Annotated in this window: 16 protein-coding genes and 4 tRNA genes; 15 read left to right on the forward strand and 5 right to left on the reverse strand. The window is 70.4% G+C overall.

Going from position 1 to position 20362, the window contains the following annotated elements; translation table 11 throughout:
• Positions 1-33 precede the first annotated feature (33 nt).
• The 6 genes from mfd (at position 34) to H9X80_RS07520 (ending at position 6869) form a co-directional block, all read left to right on the forward strand.
• A complete protein-coding gene (gene mfd / locus H9X80_RS07495) occupies positions 34-3471 on the forward strand; it encodes a transcription-repair coupling factor (protein WP_204793726.1) in 3438 nt (1145 codons plus the stop codon).
• Between the two features lie 437 nt (positions 3472-3908).
• The gene (mazG, locus tag H9X80_RS07500; protein WP_204793727.1) at positions 3909-4772 is read left to right on the forward strand and encodes a nucleoside triphosphate pyrophosphohydrolase; all 864 of its coding nucleotides are present in this window, start codon (positions 3909-3911) and stop codon (positions 4770-4772) included.
• Positions 4773-5252: 480 nt separating this feature from the next.
• On the forward strand, positions 5253-5567 hold the full coding sequence (locus H9X80_RS07505) for a hypothetical protein (protein WP_204793728.1): 315 nt from the start codon (positions 5253-5255) through the stop codon (positions 5565-5567).
• Between the two features lie 49 nt (positions 5568-5616).
• The gene (locus tag H9X80_RS07510; RefSeq protein ID WP_204793729.1) at positions 5617-6630 is read left to right on the forward strand and encodes a phosphatase; all 1014 of its coding nucleotides are present in this window, start codon (positions 5617-5619) and stop codon (positions 6628-6630) included.
• A 21-nt stretch (positions 6631-6651) separates the two neighbouring features.
• A tRNA-Leu gene (locus H9X80_RS07515) sits at positions 6652-6736 on the forward strand.
• A 57-nt stretch (positions 6737-6793) separates the two neighbouring features.
• A tRNA-Glu gene (locus H9X80_RS07520) sits at positions 6794-6869 on the forward strand.
• Between the two features lie 177 nt (positions 6870-7046).
• Here the strand turns inward: H9X80_RS07520 and H9X80_RS07525 are convergent.
• On the reverse strand, positions 7047-8033 hold the full coding sequence (locus H9X80_RS07525) for a hypothetical protein (protein ID WP_204793730.1): 987 nt from the start codon (positions 8031-8033) through the stop codon (positions 7047-7049).
• Positions 8030-9076 (reverse strand): response regulator receiver protein, encoded by a 1047-nt coding sequence (locus H9X80_RS07530; protein WP_204793731.1) that lies wholly within the window; start codon positions 9074-9076, stop codon positions 8030-8032. Before H9X80_RS07530 ends, H9X80_RS07525 begins: the two co-directional genes overlap by 4 nt.
• Before the next feature lie 407 nt (positions 9077-9483).
• On the opposite strand from H9X80_RS07530, the gene H9X80_RS07535 reads away from it, so the two are divergent.
• Positions 9484-10698 carry an iron-containing alcohol dehydrogenase gene (locus tag H9X80_RS07535; RefSeq protein ID WP_204793732.1) on the forward strand — a complete coding sequence of 405 codons (1215 nt, stop codon included), beginning with the start codon at positions 9484-9486 and terminating at the stop codon, positions 10696-10698.
• 630 nt (positions 10699-11328) lie between these two features.
• Positions 11329-12159 (forward strand): HAD family hydrolase, encoded by an 831-nt coding sequence (locus H9X80_RS07540; protein ID WP_204793733.1) that lies wholly within the window; start codon positions 11329-11331, stop codon positions 12157-12159.
• 69 nt (positions 12160-12228) lie between these two features.
• Here H9X80_RS07540 and H9X80_RS07545 read toward each other — a convergent pair whose 3' ends face one another.
• Positions 12229-13755, reverse strand: coding sequence for a Mur ligase family protein (locus H9X80_RS07545; protein WP_204793734.1), 1527 nt, complete (start codon positions 13753-13755; stop codon positions 12229-12231).
• A gap of 61 nt (positions 13756-13816) precedes the next feature.
• Between H9X80_RS07545 and H9X80_RS07550 the strand changes: the two genes are divergently transcribed.
• The 4 genes from H9X80_RS07550 to nagB all read left to right on the forward strand — a co-directional run bounded on the left by H9X80_RS07550 (position 13817) and on the right by nagB (position 16486).
• Positions 13817-13892: transfer RNA gene (locus H9X80_RS07550), tRNA-Val, on the forward strand.
• 211 nt (positions 13893-14103) lie between these two features.
• Positions 14104-14832 carry a ribonuclease PH gene (gene rph / locus H9X80_RS07555; protein ID WP_204793741.1) on the forward strand — a complete coding sequence of 243 codons (729 nt, stop codon included), beginning with the start codon at positions 14104-14106 and terminating at the stop codon, positions 14830-14832.
• 24 nt (positions 14833-14856) lie between these two features.
• Complete coding sequence (rdgB, locus tag H9X80_RS07560; RefSeq protein WP_204793735.1) at positions 14857-15480, forward strand: RdgB/HAM1 family non-canonical purine NTP pyrophosphatase; 624 nt, start codon at positions 14857-14859, stop codon at positions 15478-15480.
• Between the two features lie 271 nt (positions 15481-15751).
• Positions 15752-16486, forward strand: coding sequence for a glucosamine-6-phosphate deaminase (gene nagB, locus H9X80_RS07565; RefSeq protein ID WP_204793736.1), 735 nt, complete (start codon positions 15752-15754; stop codon positions 16484-16486).
• A gap of 216 nt (positions 16487-16702) precedes the next feature.
• Here nagB and H9X80_RS07570 read toward each other — a convergent pair whose 3' ends face one another.
• The gene (locus H9X80_RS07570; RefSeq protein WP_204793737.1) at positions 16703-17776 is read right to left on the reverse strand and encodes a M24 family metallopeptidase; all 1074 of its coding nucleotides are present in this window, start codon (positions 17774-17776) and stop codon (positions 16703-16705) included.
• Between the two features lie 208 nt (positions 17777-17984).
• Between H9X80_RS07570 and H9X80_RS07575 the strand changes: the two genes are divergently transcribed.
• The 3 genes from H9X80_RS07575 to H9X80_RS07585 all read left to right on the forward strand — a co-directional run bounded on the left by H9X80_RS07575 (position 17985) and on the right by H9X80_RS07585 (position 19265).
• Positions 17985-18281: a Veg family protein gene (locus H9X80_RS07575; protein WP_204793738.1), complete on the forward strand. Its 297-nt coding sequence runs from the start codon at positions 17985-17987 to the stop codon at positions 18279-18281.
• Between the two features lie 12 nt (positions 18282-18293).
• Positions 18294-19160, forward strand: a complete 867-nt coding sequence (locus H9X80_RS07580; RefSeq protein ID WP_204793739.1) for a 4-(cytidine 5'-diphospho)-2-C-methyl-D-erythritol kinase — start codon at positions 18294-18296, stop codon at positions 19158-19160.
• Between the two features lie 28 nt (positions 19161-19188).
• Positions 19189-19265, forward strand: a tRNA-Pro gene (locus H9X80_RS07585).
• 127 nt (positions 19266-19392) lie between these two features.
• Here the strand turns inward: H9X80_RS07585 and H9X80_RS07590 are convergent.
• Positions 19393-20265 (reverse strand): HAD family hydrolase, encoded by an 873-nt coding sequence (locus tag H9X80_RS07590; protein WP_342590895.1) that lies wholly within the window; start codon positions 20263-20265, stop codon positions 19393-19395.
• Positions 20266-20362 lie beyond the last annotated feature (97 nt).

Consider the following 20362-nt stretch of genomic DNA (forward strand, 5'->3'; position numbering starts at 1 on the left):
CGGGGCCGGCGCCCGTCTGTGCAGAGGACCCCTATGCTCATCGACCGCGTTTCTCGCCAGCTGCTCGCCGACCCGGAGCTTGCGCCGCTCGTGCGCGAGCTCGAGGCCGGTCACGACGCAAGCCTCGCCGTGGCCCAGTCCGCCCGTCCGCTCGTGCTCGCGGCGCTGTGGGCGGCCAACCCGCGACCCTGCCTGCTCGTGGTCTCCGGCGAGGAGGCGGCCGACCGCACCGCCCGCGCCATCGGGGCCTGGCTCGGCCAGGACGTGGTGGGGCGCTACCCGGAGCGGCGGGACCGACCCTGGGCCGACACCGCCCCGGACGACGCCGTCATCGGCACGCGCTGCCGCTCGGTGACGCGCCTTGCCGCGGGGGAGCGCTGCGTGATCGTGGCCTCTGCCCACGCGCTGCTGCGTCGCGTGCCACCCAAGGGCAGCGGCTACTTTGCCTCGAGCACCTTCGCCGTGGGCGAGGAGGTCCCGTTTGAGGACGTGCCGGCGCTGCTCGTGGGCATGGGCTACAACGACGCCGGCGAGGTGGACGCCCCCGGCGCCTTCCACGTGCACGGCGACACGGTGGACGTGTGGCCCGCGCAGGCCACGAGCCCCGTGCGCATGGAGTTCTTCGGGGACGAGATCGACCGCGTGCGCCGCATGGTCCCCTCGACGGGCCAGACGATCGGCGAGCTCACCGAGGTCACCGTCTCCCCGTGCCGCGAGCTCGCCCTCACCGACGAGACCGTGGCCCGTGCCGAGCGCGCGCTCTACCACGCGGCCGAGGACAGCTCCAAGGTGGCCGCCGACCTCGAGCTCATTCGTCAGCGCGCGGCCGCGCCCTCGCTGGAACGCTACCTCCCGCAGCTCTACGGGAGCACCGCCTCGCCGCTCGAGCACCTGAGCGCCCAGACGCTCGTGGTGCTGGCCGAGCCGCGCGCCCTCTTCGACGACTGCATGCGTGCCGCCGACGACGTGCTCGCCGCGGCCAACGCCGCCCGCGTGCCGCTGGAGGGCCTCTACACCTCGCCGCGCGAGCTGGACTTTGGCACGCAGCAGCGCCTGAGCTTCTCGTCCATGCTGCGCGCGGGCTCCGGCTCCGCCACGGCCGAGCTCGCCGTGCGCCAGCCGGGGATCGCGGGCTCCGACTCCAAGCTGCTCGGGCGCCTGCGCCAGCTCGTGAAGGACCGCGCGTCGGTGATCTTCGCCGTGCCGGACCGTGGCGCGCGCGAGTCGCTGGAGCTGCGCCTTACGGACGAGGCCGTGCCCTTCCTTGAGTCCCTGGGCACGGCTGCCGAGAACAACGACCCGCAGGTACCGCCCCTTGAGCGCGGGCGTGTGACCTTCACCGACGCGCCAGTGCCGGCCGGCATCGTGATTCCGGGTGCGAGCCTGGCCGTCCTCTCCGTCTCGGACCTCTCCGCCCGCACGGCCAAGGCGCGCCGCCGAGCCCGCCGCGTGGACCCCACGAGCGTCACCTTCCCGTTCAAGCCCGGCGACTACGTGGTCCACGCCACGCACGGCATCGCGCTCTTCTCGCAGATCGTCCGCCAGGAGGTGGCCGGGCGCGAGCGCGACTACTTCCTGCTGGAGTACGCCGGCGGCGACAAACTCTTCGTGCCGTTGGAGCAGGTGGACCGCATCACCCGCTACGTGGGGCCCGACGGCGCGAGCCCGCGCCTCACGCGCCTCAACACCGCCGACTGGAGCCGCGCCACCAACAAGGCGCGCAAGTCCGCCAAGAAGCTCGCGTTCGACCTCGTGGACCTCTACACGCGCCGCAGCTCGGTGCCGGGCTACGCGTTCTCCCCGGACACGCCCGTCCAGCAGGAGATGGAGGCGAGCTTCCCCTACGAGCTCACGCCGGACCAGCGCAGCGCCATCGCCGACATCAAGGCCGACATGGAGGCCCGCCGGCCGATGGACCGCCTGCTCTGCGGCGACGTGGGCTTCGGCAAGACGGAGGTGGCCCTGCGCGCGGCGTTCAAGTGCTGTCAGGACGCCAAGCAGGTCATGGTGCTCTGCCCCACGACCATCCTGGCGCAGCAGCACTTCGAGACGTTCTTCTCGCGGTTTGCGCCCTTTGACCTCAAGGTGTCGGTGCTGTCCCGCTTTGTGACGCCGGCCCAGCAGCGCCGCGCGCTCGAGGGCTTCGCGGACGGCTCGGTGGACGTGCTCATCGGCACGCACCGCCTGCTCTCCGCCGACGTCAACCCCTATGACCTGGGGCTCGTTGTGATCGACGAGGAGCAGCGCTTTGGCGTGCAGCACAAGGAGCAGCTCAAGAACATGCGCGAGCAGGTCGACGTGCTGACCCTCTCGGCCACGCCCATCCCGCGCACCATGCAGATGGCCATGAGCGGCGTGCGCGACATGAGCCTCATCATGACGCCGCCGCCCGGCCGCCTACCCGTCAAGGTGACGGTGGGGGAGTGGGACCCCGACCTCGTCTCCGCGGCCATCCGCGACGAGCTGGCGCGCAAGGGGCAGGTCTACTACGTGTCCAACCGCGTCCACACCATCGATGACGCGGTGGCGCGCGTGATGGAGGCCGCCCCGGAGGCGCGCGTGGGCGTTGCTCACGGCAAGATGAGCGCGCGCGAGGTCGAGGACGTGATGCTGCGCTTCCAGGAGCACGAGATCGACGTCCTGGTGGCCACGACGATCATCGAGAGCGGCATCGATAACCCGCGCACCAACACGCTCATCATCGAGGACTCGCAGCGCCTGGGCCTGGCGCAGCTCTACCAGCTCAAGGGCCGCGTGGGCCGCGGCCGCACGCAGGCCTACGCCTACTTCATGTTCCCGGCCGAGCAGCCCCTCACGCCCGAGGCCACCGACCGCCTCACGGCCATCAACGAGTACCAGGACCTGGGCAGCGGCATGAAGATCGCGATGCGCGACCTGGAGATTCGCGGCGCGGGCTCGCTCATGGGCGCCGAGCAGCACGGCAACCTCTCCAGCGTGGGCTTTGACCTCTTCACGCAGATGCTCGGCGAGGCCGTGTCCGAGGCGCGCGGCGAGACGCGCGACGTGGAGCTGGCCGAGGTCACGATCAACCTGCCGGCCGACTTCTTCCTGGCCGAGGAGTACCTCCCGGACGTGGACAAGCGCGTGCTGGTGTACCGCCAGCTTGCCGCGGCAGTGGACCTGGCCGAGGTGGACGCCGTCCAGCGCGACTGCGAGGAGCGCTACGGCGCGCTGCCACTGGCCGGGCGCAACCTCTTCGACCGCGCCCGCCTGCGCATCCGCGCGCAGCGCCTGGGCTGCACGACGGTCTCCCTCGCCGCCGGGCGCCTCACCTACCAGGGGCTGGAGGTCCCGCGGCAGACGGCGCTCAAGCTGCGCGAGCGCGGCGGCATCTACTACGCCAAGACGCACAAGCTGGCCTACCCGTTCCATCGCTCCGAGGAGGAGGTCATGCCGGCCGCCCTCGGCGTGCTGGAGGAGATCGGCGGCGACGACGAGGCGGAGGAGTAGGGGGCGGAGGTTCTTCTCGCCGCGTTGCGCGTGCTGCGCCTGATTTGCCGCGTATGTGCGCTGCGCCTGAATTCCCGGGGTTGTGCGTGTGCTGCGCCTGATTTGCCGCACCTGTGTGCGTTGCCGCACGCACTCCCCGTGGTTTAGGCGCACAAAACGCACAACCCCGCCGAAACGCGCGCAGGGTGCCCCGGCCTCGTCTGCCGCGTTCTTCTCGCCATGTGCCGCGTTAAGAACCGAGGCGTGTTGTTGCATGCCAGGCTCGCGCGGTTAGGAATTCGCACACGTTAAGCCCGCGGCAACGTAAGGAGCCCGGATTTCTAACCAAACAAGCCGCCCTCGCCGCTATCTGCTCGGATTCCTAACAGACGGACCAGCAAGGCACCACGGCGCCCGCCGCGCTAGAATCTGGCGAGAAGAACCTGAGAGGAGCAGCCATGTCCGAAGCCGCAGACCGCGTCGACGCCGAGACCAGCCAGCGTCCCGGTGCACCGACCACCCACCCGGAGTTCGACCGTCTGGTTCGCACGATGTGGCGCCTGCGCCAGCCGGATGGCTGCCCGTGGGACCGCGAGCAGACGCATCGCTCCATCACGCGCAACATGATCGAGGAGGCCTACGAGGCCGTCGACGCCATCGAGGCGGACGACCAGGCGCACCTCCTGGAGGAGCTCGGCGACGTGCTCGAGCAGGTGGTCCTGCACGCGCAGATCGCCGCCGACGAGGGCGCCTTCACCATCGACGACGTGGTGGCGGGCCTCAACGAGAAGCTTGTCCGGCGCCACCCCCACGTCTTTGGCGAGCACGTGGCCGCCGCCGACGGCGCCGAGGTCACCGACATCTGGGACGAGGTCAAGGCGGCCGAGCGCGCCGCGTCCGGACAGGGCGACGCGGAGCCGGGCCTGCTCGACTCCGTGCCGCGTGGCCTCCCCGCGCTCATGCAGTGCCAGAAGATCTCCAAGCGCGCGGCCAAGGCCGGCTTCGAGTGGGCCGACGAGGCGGGCGTCTGGGACAAGGTGGCCGAGGAGCGCGCGGAGTTCGAGCGGGAGGCGCCGGGCTCGCCGGAGCGCACCGAGGAGTTCGGCGACCTGCTGTTCTCGCTGGTCCAGGTGGCACGCTGGGAGGGCATCGACGCCGAGGAAGCACTTGCCTCCGCCAACCGCAAGTTCAGGAGCCGCTGGGGGCTCATGGAGAAGGCCGCCCGCGAGCAGGGCGTCAGGCTGGAGGGCCTCTCCGACGAGGCCTGGGATGCGCTCTGGAGACGTGCGAAGGCGGAGGAGAAGGCCGCGCGCACGGCCTGAGCGAGCACCCGTCTGCTATAAATGAGGCAACGCGTCGCGAGGGTTCATCACCCCGTCGCGCGTCCGCCCAGCCATAAACGGACCAGAATCGAAGCCGGCATGAGCACAAGCACCCTCATACATCCCGTCCCCGCTCGGGGGCGCAGCACATCCCTCCCACGGCGAGAAGGACTTTGGGCTGTGGACGTATCGCGTTCTGCAGCGGCTGCACCGCGCGCCGCGGCTGCGCCTCGTGTCACGACCGCGTCGCGCGCTGCGACGTCCCGTCGGCAGGGGCGCTCCGAGGCGCGCGGCGGCGCGCACCGCCCTGCCTCTCGCAGGACCCCGTCTGGCCGCGCGGCGCGCACGGGTGGCGCCGGTCGTGGCTCGGGGGCACCCCGCAAGTCGACGTCCGGGAGTCTGCTGTCCAAGCTGCCCGTAGACCCACGAGGACTTCTCACCCGGTTTCGCGTCCCGCTCATTGCGGCGGTCGTCCTGCTGGTGGTGGTCGCGGCGCTCTACGGCCCTGCAAAGGACTGCTACGGCGCCTGGCGCCGCAACGCCTCCCTGCAGGAGACGCAGAGCCAGCAGAGCAGCGAGCAGGCTGAGCTCCAGGGAGACGTCAGCGCCCTCATGACCGAGGAGGGCATCAAGGACGAGGCCCGTCGCCGGGGCTACGTGGACGAGGGCGAGACGGGCGTGGTTGTCAAGGGGCTGAGCGACGACTCCGATGCCGCAGACGACGCGGGCCCCTCCGAAGAGACCCCTTGGTACCTTGCCGTTGGCGACTTCATCTTCCAGTACCACGGAGAGTAGGCGGGGCAGGGACGGGAGGGGCGAAGGCCGGAAGCGACAGGGGGCAGAGATGACTCGTCTTGCGTGCATTGACATCGGAACGGTGACCGCGCGTCTGGCCGTGGCGGACGTGGAGGCCGGCCAGGTGCTGCGCCTGGCCAAGCACTCCGAGATCTGCAACCTCGGCGAGGGGGTGGACTCCACCGGCCTCCTCAGGCAGGAGGCGATGGAGCGCGTCTTTGCCTGCGTGCGCGGCTACATGCAGTCCGCGCGCGAGGCCGGGGCGCAGGCCGTGTGCTGCACGCTCACGAGCGCGGCGCGCGACGCGAGGAACTCGCGCGAGCTGGGCGCGGCGCTCGACTCCCTGGGGCTTGACCCGCTCATCATCCCCGGGACCGTGGAGGGTGCGCTCACCTTCCTCGGCGTGGCGCGCGACTTCCGTGGCCGCCGCATCCTCGTGGCGGACAACGGGGGCGGCTCAACCGAGCTCGCCTGCGGCACGCTGGGCACGGACGGATCCTTTGACCTCGGCTTTGTTCGCTCTGTCGACGTGGGGTGCCGTCGCGTGACCGAGAAGTTCCTCCCGGCCGCGCCGCTGCCCACGGCGGACGACCTCGCGGCCGCGCATGTCTTTGCTGCAGAGATGTTCGCGCCCGTGGTGGAGGAGGGCGGCCTCTGGGCCGCCGGGTCGGAGCGCGCCGGCGAGGCCGCGCCGGAGGCACTCGTTGTCTGTGGCGGCACGGTTACGAGCCTTGTTGCCATCGACAAGCGGCTGGAGCCCTACGATTCCTCGCAGGTCCACCTGGCCGCGCTCTCGCGCGAGCGCGTCGGCGAGCTCGAGGCGCTTCTCGCCGGGATGACCGTGGACGAACGCGCCAAGCTGCCGGGCCTCCAGGCCAAACGGGCGCCCGTCATGCTGGGCGGGGCCGTGGCGGTCTCCGAGCTCATGGCGCAGACGGGCTTCGAGCGGCTCCAGGCGAGCGAGTCCGACCTGCTCTTCGGTCTGGCCATCGCCGCGGAGGCGACGCTTGCCGGCAGGGAGTCCCCGGTGGGCTGGCGCCCGTCGATGCGCCCGTTGCGCTAGGATGTTCTCGTTGTCGGGCACGGGGGCGTGGCGGAATTGGCATACGCAGGAGACTTAAAATCTTCGGCCGCAAGGATTGTGGGTTCGAGTCCCACCGCCCCTACCATCGACGCCCCTGGCGCTGGCGCGACGTCGCAGCGCCTCTGGTATACTCGTTCCCTACGTCCCCATCGTCTAGTGGCCTAGGACACGGCCCTTTCAAGGCTGTAACACGGGTTCGACTCCCGTTGGGGGCACCACGATGGCTTGGCCCGGACCGCGGCTGCGGTCCGGGCCTTTTTCATGTGCAGCGGCCTTGGCGGGGCGTGGCCTTGCGGCGGAGCGAAACGGCGGCCTCGACGACGCGCGGCCCGGGCACGCGGCGCAACGGTGGCCCTTCCCTCGGGGAACGCCCCTTGCGCCCGGCGTCCGGGTGCCTACCAGTCCAGGCCGTTCTTCTCGGCAAAGGACCGGGCGCCCTCGGTGAGCCAGTCAAAGCCCTGGCACCAGCCGATGAAGTCGGGCACGTCGGCGATGATCGGCTCGGCCTCGCGTACGGCGAGCAGGCACTCCTCGAAGCTGCAGGGCGTGGCCTCCGGGCGGTCGGGCAGGTAGACCTCCACGTAGGTGGGACGCAGCAGGGCATAGGCGCCGCCCTCGCAGAGCTGGCAGTAGCCGCGCAGGGCGCGCCGGGCGGCGGGCAGGCGGTCCAGCTTGTAGAGCAGCAGCGTTCGCGCCAGGTGGGACCACGAGCTCTCGCGGCGGCCCAGGCGTGCGTCGATGGCGTCGAGCCCGGCCTCGTCCTCCAGTCGGGCGTAGGCGAGCATGCAGGTGTGCCGCGCGCCGAGGGGGTCCGACGGGGTGGCGTCTATCACGGAGGTCGCCACCTTGGCGGCCATCTTGAAGCGTGCCCCGTCCAGGCAGGTGCGCGCCACGGCGGCGCGCAGGCGTAGGTGCGGCCGTTGGAAGACGTCGTTCCAGGCGTCGCCGCCCGGGGTGTCCGCGCTGGCGGCCGATGCGTCCCCATCGTCGAGCCCGAAGCCGCGCTGGGTCTCGAGAAGGGCCGCGAGCAACGGGTCCGGGTCAAGGTCGGTGGCGAGCAGCTCGAGCAGGTGCGCGTCGAGACAGCCCTCGTCGATGGCGCGGGCGCGGACGCACTCGTCCCGCAGGGCGGTGAGGCGTCGGACGCGCGCGGCCTGGTATGCGTCGTCGTCCAGCAGGTCGTCGTCTCGAAGGCTCGCACGGTAGGCGTCGAGTGCCTGGGCCAGCACGAGCAGGGCCTGCTCCGGCGCGGCGTCCACAAACGACGCGGGGTTTTCGCGAACGGCGAGCACCAGCTCCGCGTAGGCCTGCTCGGAGAGTGGCCCTATCTTCCGGAGCCGCCGTCGGGCGCAGCGCTCCACGAGCTCGTCCCAAGCGTTCACGGGCGTGCCCCCTCCCCGCGCGCGGCGGCGCGAACCGCCTCGGCGGCAGCCGCCGGGTCGAGCCGCGCGGCCTCGCGCATGACCCACATGCCAAAGACGCCGCGTCCGGACCGGTCGTTACCCTCCTGGAGGAGGACCATGCCCTCGCTCACCGCCAGGATGAGCTCGTCCTCGCCGTAGGGCTGTACCCGTAGGCGGGCAAACTCGCCGTCAGGCAGCTCAATCTGACGGATGAGGATGCCGGCGCAGCCGGGATAGACGTCGAGCAGGTGACGCAGCTGGTTTCGGGCGCCGGCAAAGTCACAGCGCTTGTGGGCGAGGGCGCAGCGAGAGAGGATGAGCCAGGCGTCGTCGGCGGAGCGCATGGGCGAGATGGTCTCGTAGCGTCGGGCGAGCTCCTCCAGGCCCCTCTCGTCCTCGAGCTTGGCGAGCGCATAGGCCAAGGTGAAGCGCACGTCGGAGAGATCGCGCGAATCAGATTCCAGCAGCCGTTCGGCGGCGGCTATGGCGTCGTGGTTGCGGCCGCAGATGAGGGCGTCCTCGGCCATCGAGGCGAGCCAGCGCCAGTAGGGCCGCAGGGACAGCAGGGCGCCCAGGGCCGCCCGCTCGCCACCGAGGGCCTCGCTCGCGCGCTCGCGCTCCTCCTCGCAGACGTCGCGCACCTCGTCGACGCGCGAGGCGAGGAACTGGTAGCGCTCGTCCACGGAGGCCAGACGAGATGCCGAGAGCATGCGTACGGCGTCGAAGCAGTGCTCGTCGAGCGAGAGCGCCTCCTCAAGCAGGTCGCGCCCGCGGCGGACGAGGGCCTCGGCCTGCTCCTCGGAGGCGAGGGGGAGGCGGTAGTCGATGGTCTCGGTGGCAAGAGCCACCAGGTGGAAGGCGCGGTCGGCGTCCGACTGTGGCAGGGAGTCGCGGTCCTGCGCAAAGCGTCGCCCAAAGGTGGCGAACGCGTGCGTGGCCGCCGAGGGGTCGCTGGTGTCAAGCGCGAGCGCGTAGCGCAGGCTCAGACGCTCGTAGTCCTCTCGCTTTGGATCGTGTGCCATCTTCCCTCCTCTCGTCCCTCTATGGTAGCCGAGTGGGGGACCGCCGGCCCAGAGGGGCGGCGCACCGGCGCGGGGGCGCGTTTTGGAGTGCGTTGCGCGAGGACGATCCGCGAGGGGCACGTCCGGCGGCGAGGGGCGCGCCGTTCTTCTCGCCGCCTGGGCGTGCCCTGTGGCGATGCCTCTCACCTGCGCTTCTTTCCGTCCGCCGCGCCGCTTGCGCCGTCTGCCGACGCCTTGGAAAGGCACAGTGTTGCCAACTGGTTTCGCTATACTTGAGACGTCTGAGCCGGCGGCGGGAACGAGGCCGCCAGCGGCCCGGAGCGGTACTTCTCACATGGCGAAAACGGGGAGTCTCCCCGTTTGGACTTCCGTCGCGGGGGCGACGGCAAAGGAATTGGAGGAGTGTTATGGGACGTTTCACCAACCCGCGTGACCTGTACTTCGGCGAGGGCGCCCGCCACGAGGTCAAGAACCTCAAGGGCTCTCGCGCCATCATCGTCACCGGCGGCGGCTCAATGCGCCGCGGCGGCTTCCTGCAGGACATCGAGGCCGACCTCAAGGAGGCTGGCTTCGAGGTCTCCATCTACGAGGGCGTCGAGTCCGACCCGTCGGTCGACACCGTCATGAAGGGCGCCAAGGCCATGCAGGAGTTCCAGCCTGACTGGATCATCGGCCTGGGCGGTGGCTCGCCGATCGACGCGGCCAAGGCCATGTGGCTCTTCTACGAGTACCCTGACTTCACCTTCGAGCAGGCCGTGGTGCCGTTTGGCTTCCCGGAGCTGCGCCAGAAGGCCCACTTCTGCGCCATCGCCTCCACGTCCGGCACAGCCACCGAGGTCACGGCCTTCTCCGTCATCACGGACTACGAGAAGGGCATCAAGTACCCGCTGGCCGACTTCAACATCACGCCTGACGTGGCCATCGTCGACCCCGAGCTCACCTACACCATGCCGCAGAAGCTCTGTGCGCACACCGGCATGGACGCGCTGACCCACGCCATCGAGGCCTACGTCTCCACCGCCGGCTCCATGTTCACCGACGGCAACGCCCTCCACGCCATCCGCGAGATCGTCGAGTGGCTGCCCAAGTCCTACACCGGTGACCACGAGGCCCGTCAGCACATGCACGAGGCCCAGTGCATCGCCGGCATCGCCTTCTCCTCCGGCCTGCTCGGCATCGTGCACTCCATGGCCCACAAGACCGGCGCCGCCTTCTCCGGCGACCACATCATCCACGGCTGTGCCAACGCCATGTACCTCGGCAAGGTCATCCAGTTCAACGCCAAGGACGCCCGCGCCAAGAGCCGCTACGCCTACATCGCCAAGGAGATCCTGCACCTCGCCGGCGAGACCGAGGACGAGCTCGTTGCCTCGCTGGTCCAGGAGATTCGCGACCTCAACGACAAGCTGGACATCCCGCAGGGCATCAAGAACTACGGCAAGGGCGGCGTGAAGTCCGAGACCTCGATCATCGACTACGACGAGTTCGAGGCCAAGAAGTCCGAGGTTGCCGCCAACGCGCTGCTCGACGCCTGCACTGGCTCCAACCCGCGCCAGCCCACGCAGGAGGAGATGGAGAAGCTCCTCGAGTGCGTCTACAACGACGTGGACGTGGACTTCTAGTCCGGCATCCGGGTTGCGCTCGGCCGAGCGCACATCTCGCACCGCTGGGGTCGGGCCTTCGGGCCCGGCCCCTCTTTCGTGCGGCGGGTGGGGGCGCGCGGGCCGGGCCGCGCGGCGCCGCTCCGTGCTGTGACGTGCGGCGCCGTGCCGTGCCGCTTAGAGAACGGCGGCCGTTGCGCGATTGTCGGACGCGGCTGCTTACGAAACGGGGACTGTTGCAGCCCGGCGCCCATACCTTGCTTAGAGAACGGCGACCGTTTCCGTGCGGCCAGCCAACCCGCTTAGAGAATCGGGCGCGTTGCGGCTTCGGGGGCGAAAAACGTGCCGTTGAGCGAGGTTCTTCTCGCCGGGCGGACGGTGCGGGGCGTAATACCCTGCAATTTCAAAGCGCCCGGAAGCCTCGGAGCTGCAACGGCTGCCAATCCCTAAGCGATGTCCCCGCACGGCTGCGCAACGACCACCGTTCTCTAAGCACAGCAGCACAAGCGCGAGGCCGCAACGCGCGGTGGGCCGTCGCCGGGTGCACCCCTCAAGCCACAGCTGCGGTCCCCACCAAGCCGCAACGCCTTTCACGGCGCTTACCCGGGTTGGCTACAATGGCGCAACGGAAACGCTGCACAGGGAGGGCGAATGGGCGAGAAGAACGGTGCGGTTGCCTTTTTTGACGTCGACGGCACGCTGGTCTGGCACGACATGGACAAGGCGCGCACGGAGGGAGCGGACGCCGTCTTTGCCGAGCCGCACCCGACCGAGGCCGTCTACGAGGCGTTTCGCCGCATGCGCGCCGCCGGGCACCGCACGCTCATCTGCACGGGCCGCCACCTGCCCTTCATCTCGGACACCCTGCTGGCGCTGGAGCCCGACGGCCTCATTGCGGGCGCCGGCGCCTACGTGCGCGTGGGGGACGAGGTGGTGCGCAACGCCACGATCGAGGACGACCTGCTGCTTGAGACCGCGCGCCGCTTCATCGACGCGGGGGTCGACATCGCCTTCGAGGGCGGGGACTGCAACCTCGAGGTGCACCCGAGCGGCGCCCCGGCGGCCTTTGCCGGCTCCGAGCTCGCGCACGACCTCGCGGGCGTCGAGCGCTCGGTCGCGCGGCACCACTACTGCAAGTTCTGCGTGAGCGGGGTCACGCTGGAGCAGCTCGCGGGTCTCCGCTCGTTCTACGAGCCCCACTTCACGGTCTGTGACCTGCAGTACGACACCTACGAGTTCTCGCTCAGGGGCGTTGACAAGGGGAGCGCCATCGACGTGGCCCTTGCGCGGCTGGGCCACGGTCGCGCGGATACCATCGCCTTCGGCGACTCCGAGAACGACCTCTCGATGGCGGGCCACGTGGAGACGTTCGTGGCCATGGGCAACGCGCTGCCCAACGTCAAGGCGCGCGCCGACTACGTGACCGACTCGGCCGCCGACGACGGTGTGGTCACCGGGCTGGAGCACTTCGGGCTGATCTAGCCGCGACGGCAGGGCACGGTGCCGGGACGCGGGCGCCCAGGCACCGCCCGGGCCACCGCCCGCCGCTGCCTAGCGGTACTTCTCGACGGCCTCGCGGAGCACCTCGCCGTCGGTGCGGCACGGAACGAAATCGTCGCCCACGTGCTGGCGGGTCTCGTCGCCCTTGGCAAGCAGGCAGACCACGGCCGGCCCCTCACCCTCAAAGGCGAGCTGCGCGGCACGGTGGATGGCCTCCTCGCGGTCGCAGATGACCTCGTAGGACGTGCCCTCGGGCGTCGCTGCCGCCATCTGCGCGCAGATCTCCGCCACGGGCTCGTGCGCGGGGTCCTCCTCGGTGTAGATGAGGTGGTCCGCCCACTTGGCGGCCTCCTGCGGCAGCTCGGTGCGCCGCTCGTAGGCCTTGCCGCCTGGCGCGCCCATCACCACGATGAGGCGCGCCCCCGGGAACTCCTTGCTCACGGACGAGAAGAACCTCTGGTAGGAGAGCTTGTTGTGCGCGTAGTCGACGAGCGCCACGACACGGTCGCCCGGCTTGCCGATGAGCTCCATGCGTCCCGGCGCCGTCGCCCGCGCAAGTCCCGCGCGCACCTGCGCCGCGTCCACGCCGAGCACCTCGCAGATGGCAATCGTAGCCAGGGCGTTGTCGACGTTGAAGAGGCCCGGCATCGCGAGCGTGACCTCGCCCTCCCAGCTCGGCGTGTGCGCGGTGAAGCTCACGTGGCCAAAGTCGGAGCGGACGTCGGAGGCCCACACGTCGGCGCCCTCGGCCCCGGAGGCGGAGAAGCGCAGCACCCGCTCGCAGCGGGCGGCGCGCGCGAGGATCTCGTCGAGGTGGTCGGAGTCGAGGTTCACCACGGCCACGCGCGCCTGGTCGAAGATGCGCAGCTTGCTCTCGAAGTAGTCCTCGAAGCTGGGGTGCTCGACGGGAGAGATGTGGTCGCGCCCGATGTTCAGGAAGCACGCCACCTCCAGGGAGAGGCCCATCACGCGGTCGTACTTAAGCGCCTGGCTGGAGACCTCCATGTCCAGGAAGGGGAGGCCGGCTTCGCGCACGTGGGCGATGTGGCGCCAGAGGTCCGGGGACTCCGGCGTGGTGTTGTGGCTCTCGAAGCGCTCCATGCCGTCATAGGTCTCGATGGAGCCGATGACGCCCGTGGCCGAGCCCGGCTCGTCGCCGTCGAGCGCGGCGCACAGCATGTAGGAGACCGTGGACTTGCCCTTGGTGCCCGTGATGCCGGCCACGCGGACGTCGTGGTCCGGGTGGCCCCAGGCCTCGGCGGAGACGAGCGCCATCGCCCGGCGCAGGTCGGTGGCCACGAGCGCGGGCACGCCCGGGGCGGTCTCGGCGAGCTCGGCGGCCCGCCCCTCGTCGCAGAGGTAGGCCACGGCGCCCGCCGCGAGCGCGCTCGTGAGGTAGGCGGGCCTGAACGCCGCCCCCTTGCACACGAAGACGTGCCCCGCGCAGGCAACGCGGGAGTCGCAGTCGGCGCCGGTCACGGGCGTGGCGCCCGTCTCGGCCGTGAGGTTTGAGGTGCCTGCAAGCAGGCCCTGAGCGCGGAGCAGCTCGGCCAGCGAGGCAAGAGTCGTCGTATCCATGGGGCCTAGTATACGTCCTGCGACCGGGCGTGTCTGCGGACGTGGTAGACTCGTGCCACTCGGGCGATTGGCGCAGCGGCTAGCGCAGGTGCCTTACACGCACAAGGTCGGCGGTTCGAACCCGTCATCGCCCACCACAAACGCCGCGGCGCCGCTCCAGGCAGGGGCGGCGCCGCTCTCTTTGGGCGTCCGGGGCGCTCGTCTCGAGGCCATGGGGAAATAATCCACATTTGGCTTTGTGATGGCGACAAAACCCCAGTTGGGCTTTGGGAGCGGCTGCCCAAATGTGGATTAATTTCCCGAGGTCACCGGTCACGGGCCTTGGAGAGGGGAGTGGACGTGGACATCATGGCAGGTGGTGCGAGGCCGTCGGGCCGCGCGGCGGACGAGATGCGGCGGGTCACGCTCACCCCGGGCGTGCTGAAGAACGCCGCCGGGTCGTGCCTCGCCGAGTTCGGCGACACGCGCGTGCTCTGCGCGGCGAGCGTGGAGGAGGGCGTGCCCGCCTGGCGCAAGGGCGCGCACGCCGGCTGGGTCACGGCCGAGTACGCGATGCTGCCGGCCTCCGGCAGTCGCCGTACCCCGCGCGAGTACCGCGGGCGCAAGGGCCGCTCCATGGAGATCGAGCGCCTCATCGGGCGAAGCCTGCGCTCCGTCGTGCGGCTCGACCGCCTCGGCGAGGTGACGATCACGCTCGACTGCGACGTCATCCAGGCCGACGGCGGCACGCGCACGGCCTCGGTCACGGGCGCGTGGGTGGCGCTGCACGGCGCGCTCTCGAGCCTCGTCGAGCGGGGTCGCCTGCCGCGGCTCCCGCTCACCGGCCAGGTGGCGGCCGTCTCCGCGGGCATCGTGGGCGGCATCGCCCTGCTCGACCTGGACTATCCCGAGGACAGCCACGCCGAGGTCGACCTCAACCTCGTGGGCACCGGCGACGGCCGGATCGTGGAGGTGCAGGGCACCGGCGAGCGCTCCACGCTCGACCGCGCCCAGCTCGACGCCCTGCTCGACCTGGGACAGGCGGGCGTGGCGCGCCTGTGCGAGCTGCAGCGCGAGGCGACGGGCTACCGGCTGTAGAAACCGAATCGAGGGGAGAAGGACATGGCACACCTCAGCATCAGCGAGCTCGACCCCGCGCGCACCGTGGTCGTCGCGACGGGCAACGCGCACAAGGTCGTGGAGATCGAGGCGATCCTCGCGCCGGCGATGCCCGGCGTGCGCTTCGTGGCCCTCGGCGAGCTCGGGGACTTCCCCGACCCGGTCGAGGACGGGAAGACCTTCTTTGACAACGCCCTCATCAAGGCGCGCGCGGCCCAGGCGCAGACCGGCCTTGCCATGGCCGTGGCGGACGACTCGGGCCTGTGCGTCGACGCCCTCGACGGCGCGCCGGGCATCTACTCCGCGCGCTGGGCGGGCGAGCACGGCAACGACGCCGCCAACAACGAGAGGCTCATGCGGGAGATGGAGGGCGTCGCCGACGAGGCCCGCACCGCCCGCTTCCACTCGAGCGTGGTGCTCGTGCGCGGCGACGAGGTCCTGCGCGGCGACGGCGACTGCGAGGGCGTGGTCGGGCATGTCCCGCGCGGCAGCCACGGCTTTGGCTACGACCCGCTGTTCCTTCCCGCCGAGACCCCCGGCAAGACCATGGCCGAGCTCACGCTGGACGAGAAGAACCAGATCTCGCACCGCTTCCACGCGCTGGAGGACCTGGCGTCCAAGCTGTAGCCGCCGGGAGCCGCCTGCCCCAAAAGCCGTCACGCCGCGGGGCGCTTCTCGCCGTTCGCGGAATGCGTCTGGCCGGAGGCACCCCGCGGTGGCATCATCAAAGCGTCTGGGGCGCGCGTCCCAGATCGCCATGGACGGGCAGGGGCCTCGACGCGGCGATTCCTTCACAGAGCTCGTTGGCGACCTCGCCCTGGTGGTCGCAGTCACATTGGCCGCGGCCGATGGGGCCGCACGGTGGGCGGGAGGCCCGCCGAGACAGAAGGGACGCACGATGAAGATTCTCCGCGCCAAGGACTACGCCGACATGAGCCGCAAGGCGGCAAACATCATCTCCGCCCAGGTCATCCTCAAGCCCGACTGCGTGCTGGGCCTGGCCACCGGCACCACGCCCATCGGCACCTACAAGCAGCTCATCGAGTGGAACCACAAGGGCGACTGCGACTTCTCGCAGGTCCGCACCTACAACCTCGACGAGTACCGCGGCCTCAGCCACGAGGACCCGCAGAGCTACCACTACTTCATGCGCGAGAACCTCTTTGACCACGTGAACATCGACCTGGCCAACACGCACGTGCCCGACGGCGCCAACCCCGACGCCGACGCCGCCTGCGCCGAGTACGACCGCATGGTCGCCGAGGCCGGCTACCCCGACCTGCAGCTGCTGGGCATCGGCAACAACGGCCACATCGGCTTCAACGAGCCGGACGACCACTTCTCCAAGGGCACCCACTGCGTGGACCTCACCGAGTCCACGATCAAGGCCAACAGCCGCCTGTTCGAGCACGAGGAGGACGTGCCGCGCCAGGCCTACACCATGGGTACGCAGACCATCATGTACGCGCGCATGATTCTCGTGGTGGCCAACGGCGAGGCCAAGGCCCAGGCCGTCCGCGACATGTGCTACGGCCCGGTCACGCCGAGCTGCCCCGCCTCCATCCTGCAGCTCCACACCAACTGCGTCGTGGTCGCGGACGAGGCCGCGCTCTCGCTCTGCCCGGCCGAGTAACGTCTCAGAGGGGCGGGGTGCTGACCTTCGTCCTCAAACAGCTTCGCCGCGGCGAGAAGGACGCTCGCCCCGGCTGCAGAACTGCGGGCGGAGGTCAGCACCCCCGCCCGCAGTCGTGTCTCAGGTTTGGGCGGAGGGACGTGTCCCCGCCCGCAGATCGCGCAGCGCTGTCTGAGGACGGGGACACGTCCCTCCGCCACCCCCGCCGATATCGCGCTACAGCACGGTCAGCGCCTTGGGGTAGGAGTTCAGGACCTCGCAGCCGTCCTCGGTGACGATGACGAGGTCCTCGATGCGCACGCCCATGTCGCCGGGCAGGTAGATGCCGGGCTCGATGGAGAAGCACTGGCCGGGGCGGACGGGCTCGTCGTGGGTGGCCGAGACGTCGCCGGGCTCGTGGTCCACGAGGCCGATCTGGTGGCCCAGGCGGTGCGTGAAGGCCTCGCCCCAGCCGGCGTCCTCGATGACCTGGCGCGCGGCGCGGTCGATCTGGGCAAAGGTGACGCCCGGGCGCACGATCTTCTCGGCGGCCTCGTTGGCGCGCAGCACCGTGTCGTAGACCTTGCGCTGGTGGGCGGTCGGCTCGGCGGTGAAGAAGGTGCGGGTCATGTCGGAGCAGTACCAGTCCTGCTTGCAGCCCACGTCAAAGAGGACCATGTCGCCGGGGGCAAGCGCGGTGTCGTCGGGCTCGTGGTGCGGGTCGGCCGCGTGGTCTCCGAAGCTTACGATGGGGGAGAACGAGTGGCCCTGCGCGCCGAGGCGCCGGTACTCGCCCAGGAGCCCGTCGGCGATCTGGCGCTCCGTCACGCCCGGGCGGAGCTGGCTTGCCAGCCAGCCCATCGCGGCGTCGTTGGTGGCGGACGCCGCGCGCATGAGGTCCTGCTCGCGTGCGTCCTTGACCGAGCGGGCGTCGTCCACCACGTCGGAGGCCAGCACGTAGCCGGAGGCCGCGTCGGACTCCATGAGCGGCACGAGCCAGCGGGCCGCGAGGTCCTTGTCCACGCCGAGCGGCTGGTCTGCCGCGCACGCGGCGGCCACCAGCGGTACGGGGTCGTCGGTGTCGGAGAAGCTCACCACGCGGGCGCCGCAGCCGGAGGCGTCCGGGAAGAGGCGGTTCGCAAAGAGCGTGGGCTCGCCCGTCGCGGGCACGAGCAGCGCGAGGAAGCGCTCGTAGGGCTCGGTGTAGTAGCCACAGAGCCACCAGATGGAGAGCGGGTCCACCACCAGCGCCTGCTCGAGGTTCCTTCTCGCCATGTTCTGCCGGACGCGTGCCAGACGGCTGGTGTCCATGAGGCTCCCTTCGTCGTGCCTGCTGCTGTGCTGCGGGCAGTGTAGCACGTGGCCCAAGAGGCCGGCTCCCCGTTGCCCATGGCGTGTCGCGTGGTCATCTCATGGCAAGAGGTTGAACCAGATTGCACCCCGGTCCCCTTGCGTAATATGATGGAATGCCCCTGATTTTGGATATTTCCGCCCGGCCGGGCGCGTGGAGGTTCGCAACATGGAGAACGAGATTCCGTCCGTCAACCGCATCGACGAGATCCGCGAGGCGCTGAGCTCGCTGGAGGGCAAGCGCCTCAAGGTCAAGGCCAACATGGGCCGCTCTCGCATCGTCGAGCGCACCGGCACCCTCATGCACGCGCACCCGTCGCTGTTCATCGTCGAGGTCGAGGAGCGCCGCGGCCGCACCGCGCGCCAGTCCTACCAGTACGTGGACGTGCTCACCGGCACCGTCGAGCTCTTTGACGCAGAGACGGGCGAGCGCCTCTTCGACTTTGTCGAGAGCTCCGGCGAGTAGGAGCCCCCTCGCATGGCCAGCCCCGTGGTCGTCGAGACCCCCTGCAAGGTCAACCTGCATCTTGGCGTCCATCACCAGAAGGACGCCCGCGGCTACCATCGCGTGGACTCCGTCATGGTGCCCGTGGCGCTGACGGACACCGTGGAGGCACGCCCCGCCCGCGGCCTCTCCGTGCGCTTTGAGCCCGCCCTTGAGGTCCCCGTCGAGAAGACCGGCGTCTGGCGTGCGGCGACGCTGCTCGCCGAGGCGCTCGGCGTGGCGCCCGACGTGGAGCTGCGGGTTCGCGCGCGGATTCCGGTGCGCGCGGGCCTTGGTGGGTCCTCGGCAGACGCGGGCGCGGCGCTGCGGGCGCTCTGCGAGCTCTGGGGCGTCGACGCGCTCGACGAGCGCGTGGTGGGCGTCGCGCGGCGCGTGGGCGCTGACGTTGCCTTCTTCCTGCGGCCCGAGCCGGCGCTCTTCCTGGGGGCGGGCGACGTGTTCGAGCGCGCGTTCCCGGCGCTTGACGCGTACCTGGCGCTGGTGATGCCGAGCTCAGGCGGCGGCTCCACCCCGCAGGCCTATGCGGAGTTCGACCGCTCCGGCATCGATCCCGCCCCCTACGGCGGCATGTGCGCGGCGCTTGAGGGGGGAGACGTCGCCGTCGTGGCCGCGCGTCTCCACAATAATCTCGCTGACGCGGCGCGGGCCCTCTGCCCGGAGGTCGCGGTGGTGGAGGGGTGGCTGCGTGCGCAGCCCGGCGTGCTTGCCGCCCAGGTCACAGGCTCGGGAAGCTGCTCGTTCGCGCTGTGCGAGGGAGAGCGCGCCGCCTGCGAGGTGGCCGAGCGGGCCGCTTCGGAGCGCGGATGGCGCTCTTGGGCAACAAAGACTTGGACATACTGAGAAAGTCTGCTATACTCTTCTGCCGCTTCGGGTTGTGGCTCAGCTTGGTAGAGCGCTCGGTTCGGGACCGAGAGGTCGCTGGTTCGAATCCAGTCAACCCGACCATGCACGTTCAGGGGTCGTCGGCTTGCCGGCGGCCCCTTTTCTTGTCGTGGGCTTGTCGTGGTGCGCGGGCGGGTTGACCCGGGCGCGCGGGCGCGACCGCAGGGCCGCGTGGGCGCGCGGCGCGTGGTCAGCCTCGAGGTTCTTCTCGCCAGGGACCCTCCCGCCGGACGGTGGCGAGCATGTGCCGCGGCACGGCGTGGAGGGCGCAGCTGCCGATGACGTGGCCCGCGGCCCGCTTGGCCGCGTCGCTTGCGTTGCTCGTGGCGTAGGCGTGGTCGAAGCGCACGAGCATGGCCAGGTCGTTGCCGCCGTCGCCGTAGACCGCCACCTCGTCCTCCCCAAAGCCGAGGCGCGCGGCAAGCCAGGACAGCGCCTCGCCCTTGTTCACACGCGCGTCCGTGAGCTCGAAGAGGTCCCCGTCAAACGAGGCGTTCACGATCGTGTCCGCGTGCTCGGCCACGAAGGCCGCAAGCTCGCGCTTCTCGTCGGGGTCGGCGGTGCGGCAGTTGACCTTGCAGATGGGGCGGGCCAGCACGGCCGCGTCGGTCTGGTCGAAGAGCTGGTCGGGAGGGGTGGGACGACGCCGCTGGCGCCACGCAGCGAGTCGTCCCGCCAGCCCGCGCGAGGGCCGGAAGCTTGCCACAAACTGCTCGTGCGATCCGCGCACCAGCGTGAGCTCGGGGTCGATGCAGCTGAGGCAGCACCGCGGAAAGCCGGCGAGGAGCTCCTCGAGCGTGGCGGGGGCGATGGGCACGTGGCGAAGCAGCTCGCCGCGCGTATCCCGGATAAAGGCCCCGTTGCCGCTCACCGTCTCAAGCGGCAGATTCCCGAAGCCGAGCTCGCGTGCGTGATGGACGGCCCGACCGGTGGCCAACGCCACGTGGCGCCCGGCGCGCAGTACCGCCTCGAGCCGCGTGAGGATGGCGCGGTCCGTCTCGTGGAGCGCGTTGAAGAGCGTGCCGTCGAGGTCGCTGGCAAAGAGCTTGATCAGAGGTATCACCTGCCGTCGTGTTCTGGTGTCGCGGCAAGTATAGCCCGCGGGCCCCCGCGTTGTCTGGGGCTCTGCCCGCCGCGCCTCCCGCGACGCCCCGCTGCCC

This window comes from Olsenella profusa (genome assembly GCF_016900315.1).
Classification (GTDB): Bacteria; Actinomycetota; Coriobacteriia; order Coriobacteriales; family Atopobiaceae; genus Thermophilibacter; species Thermophilibacter profusus_A.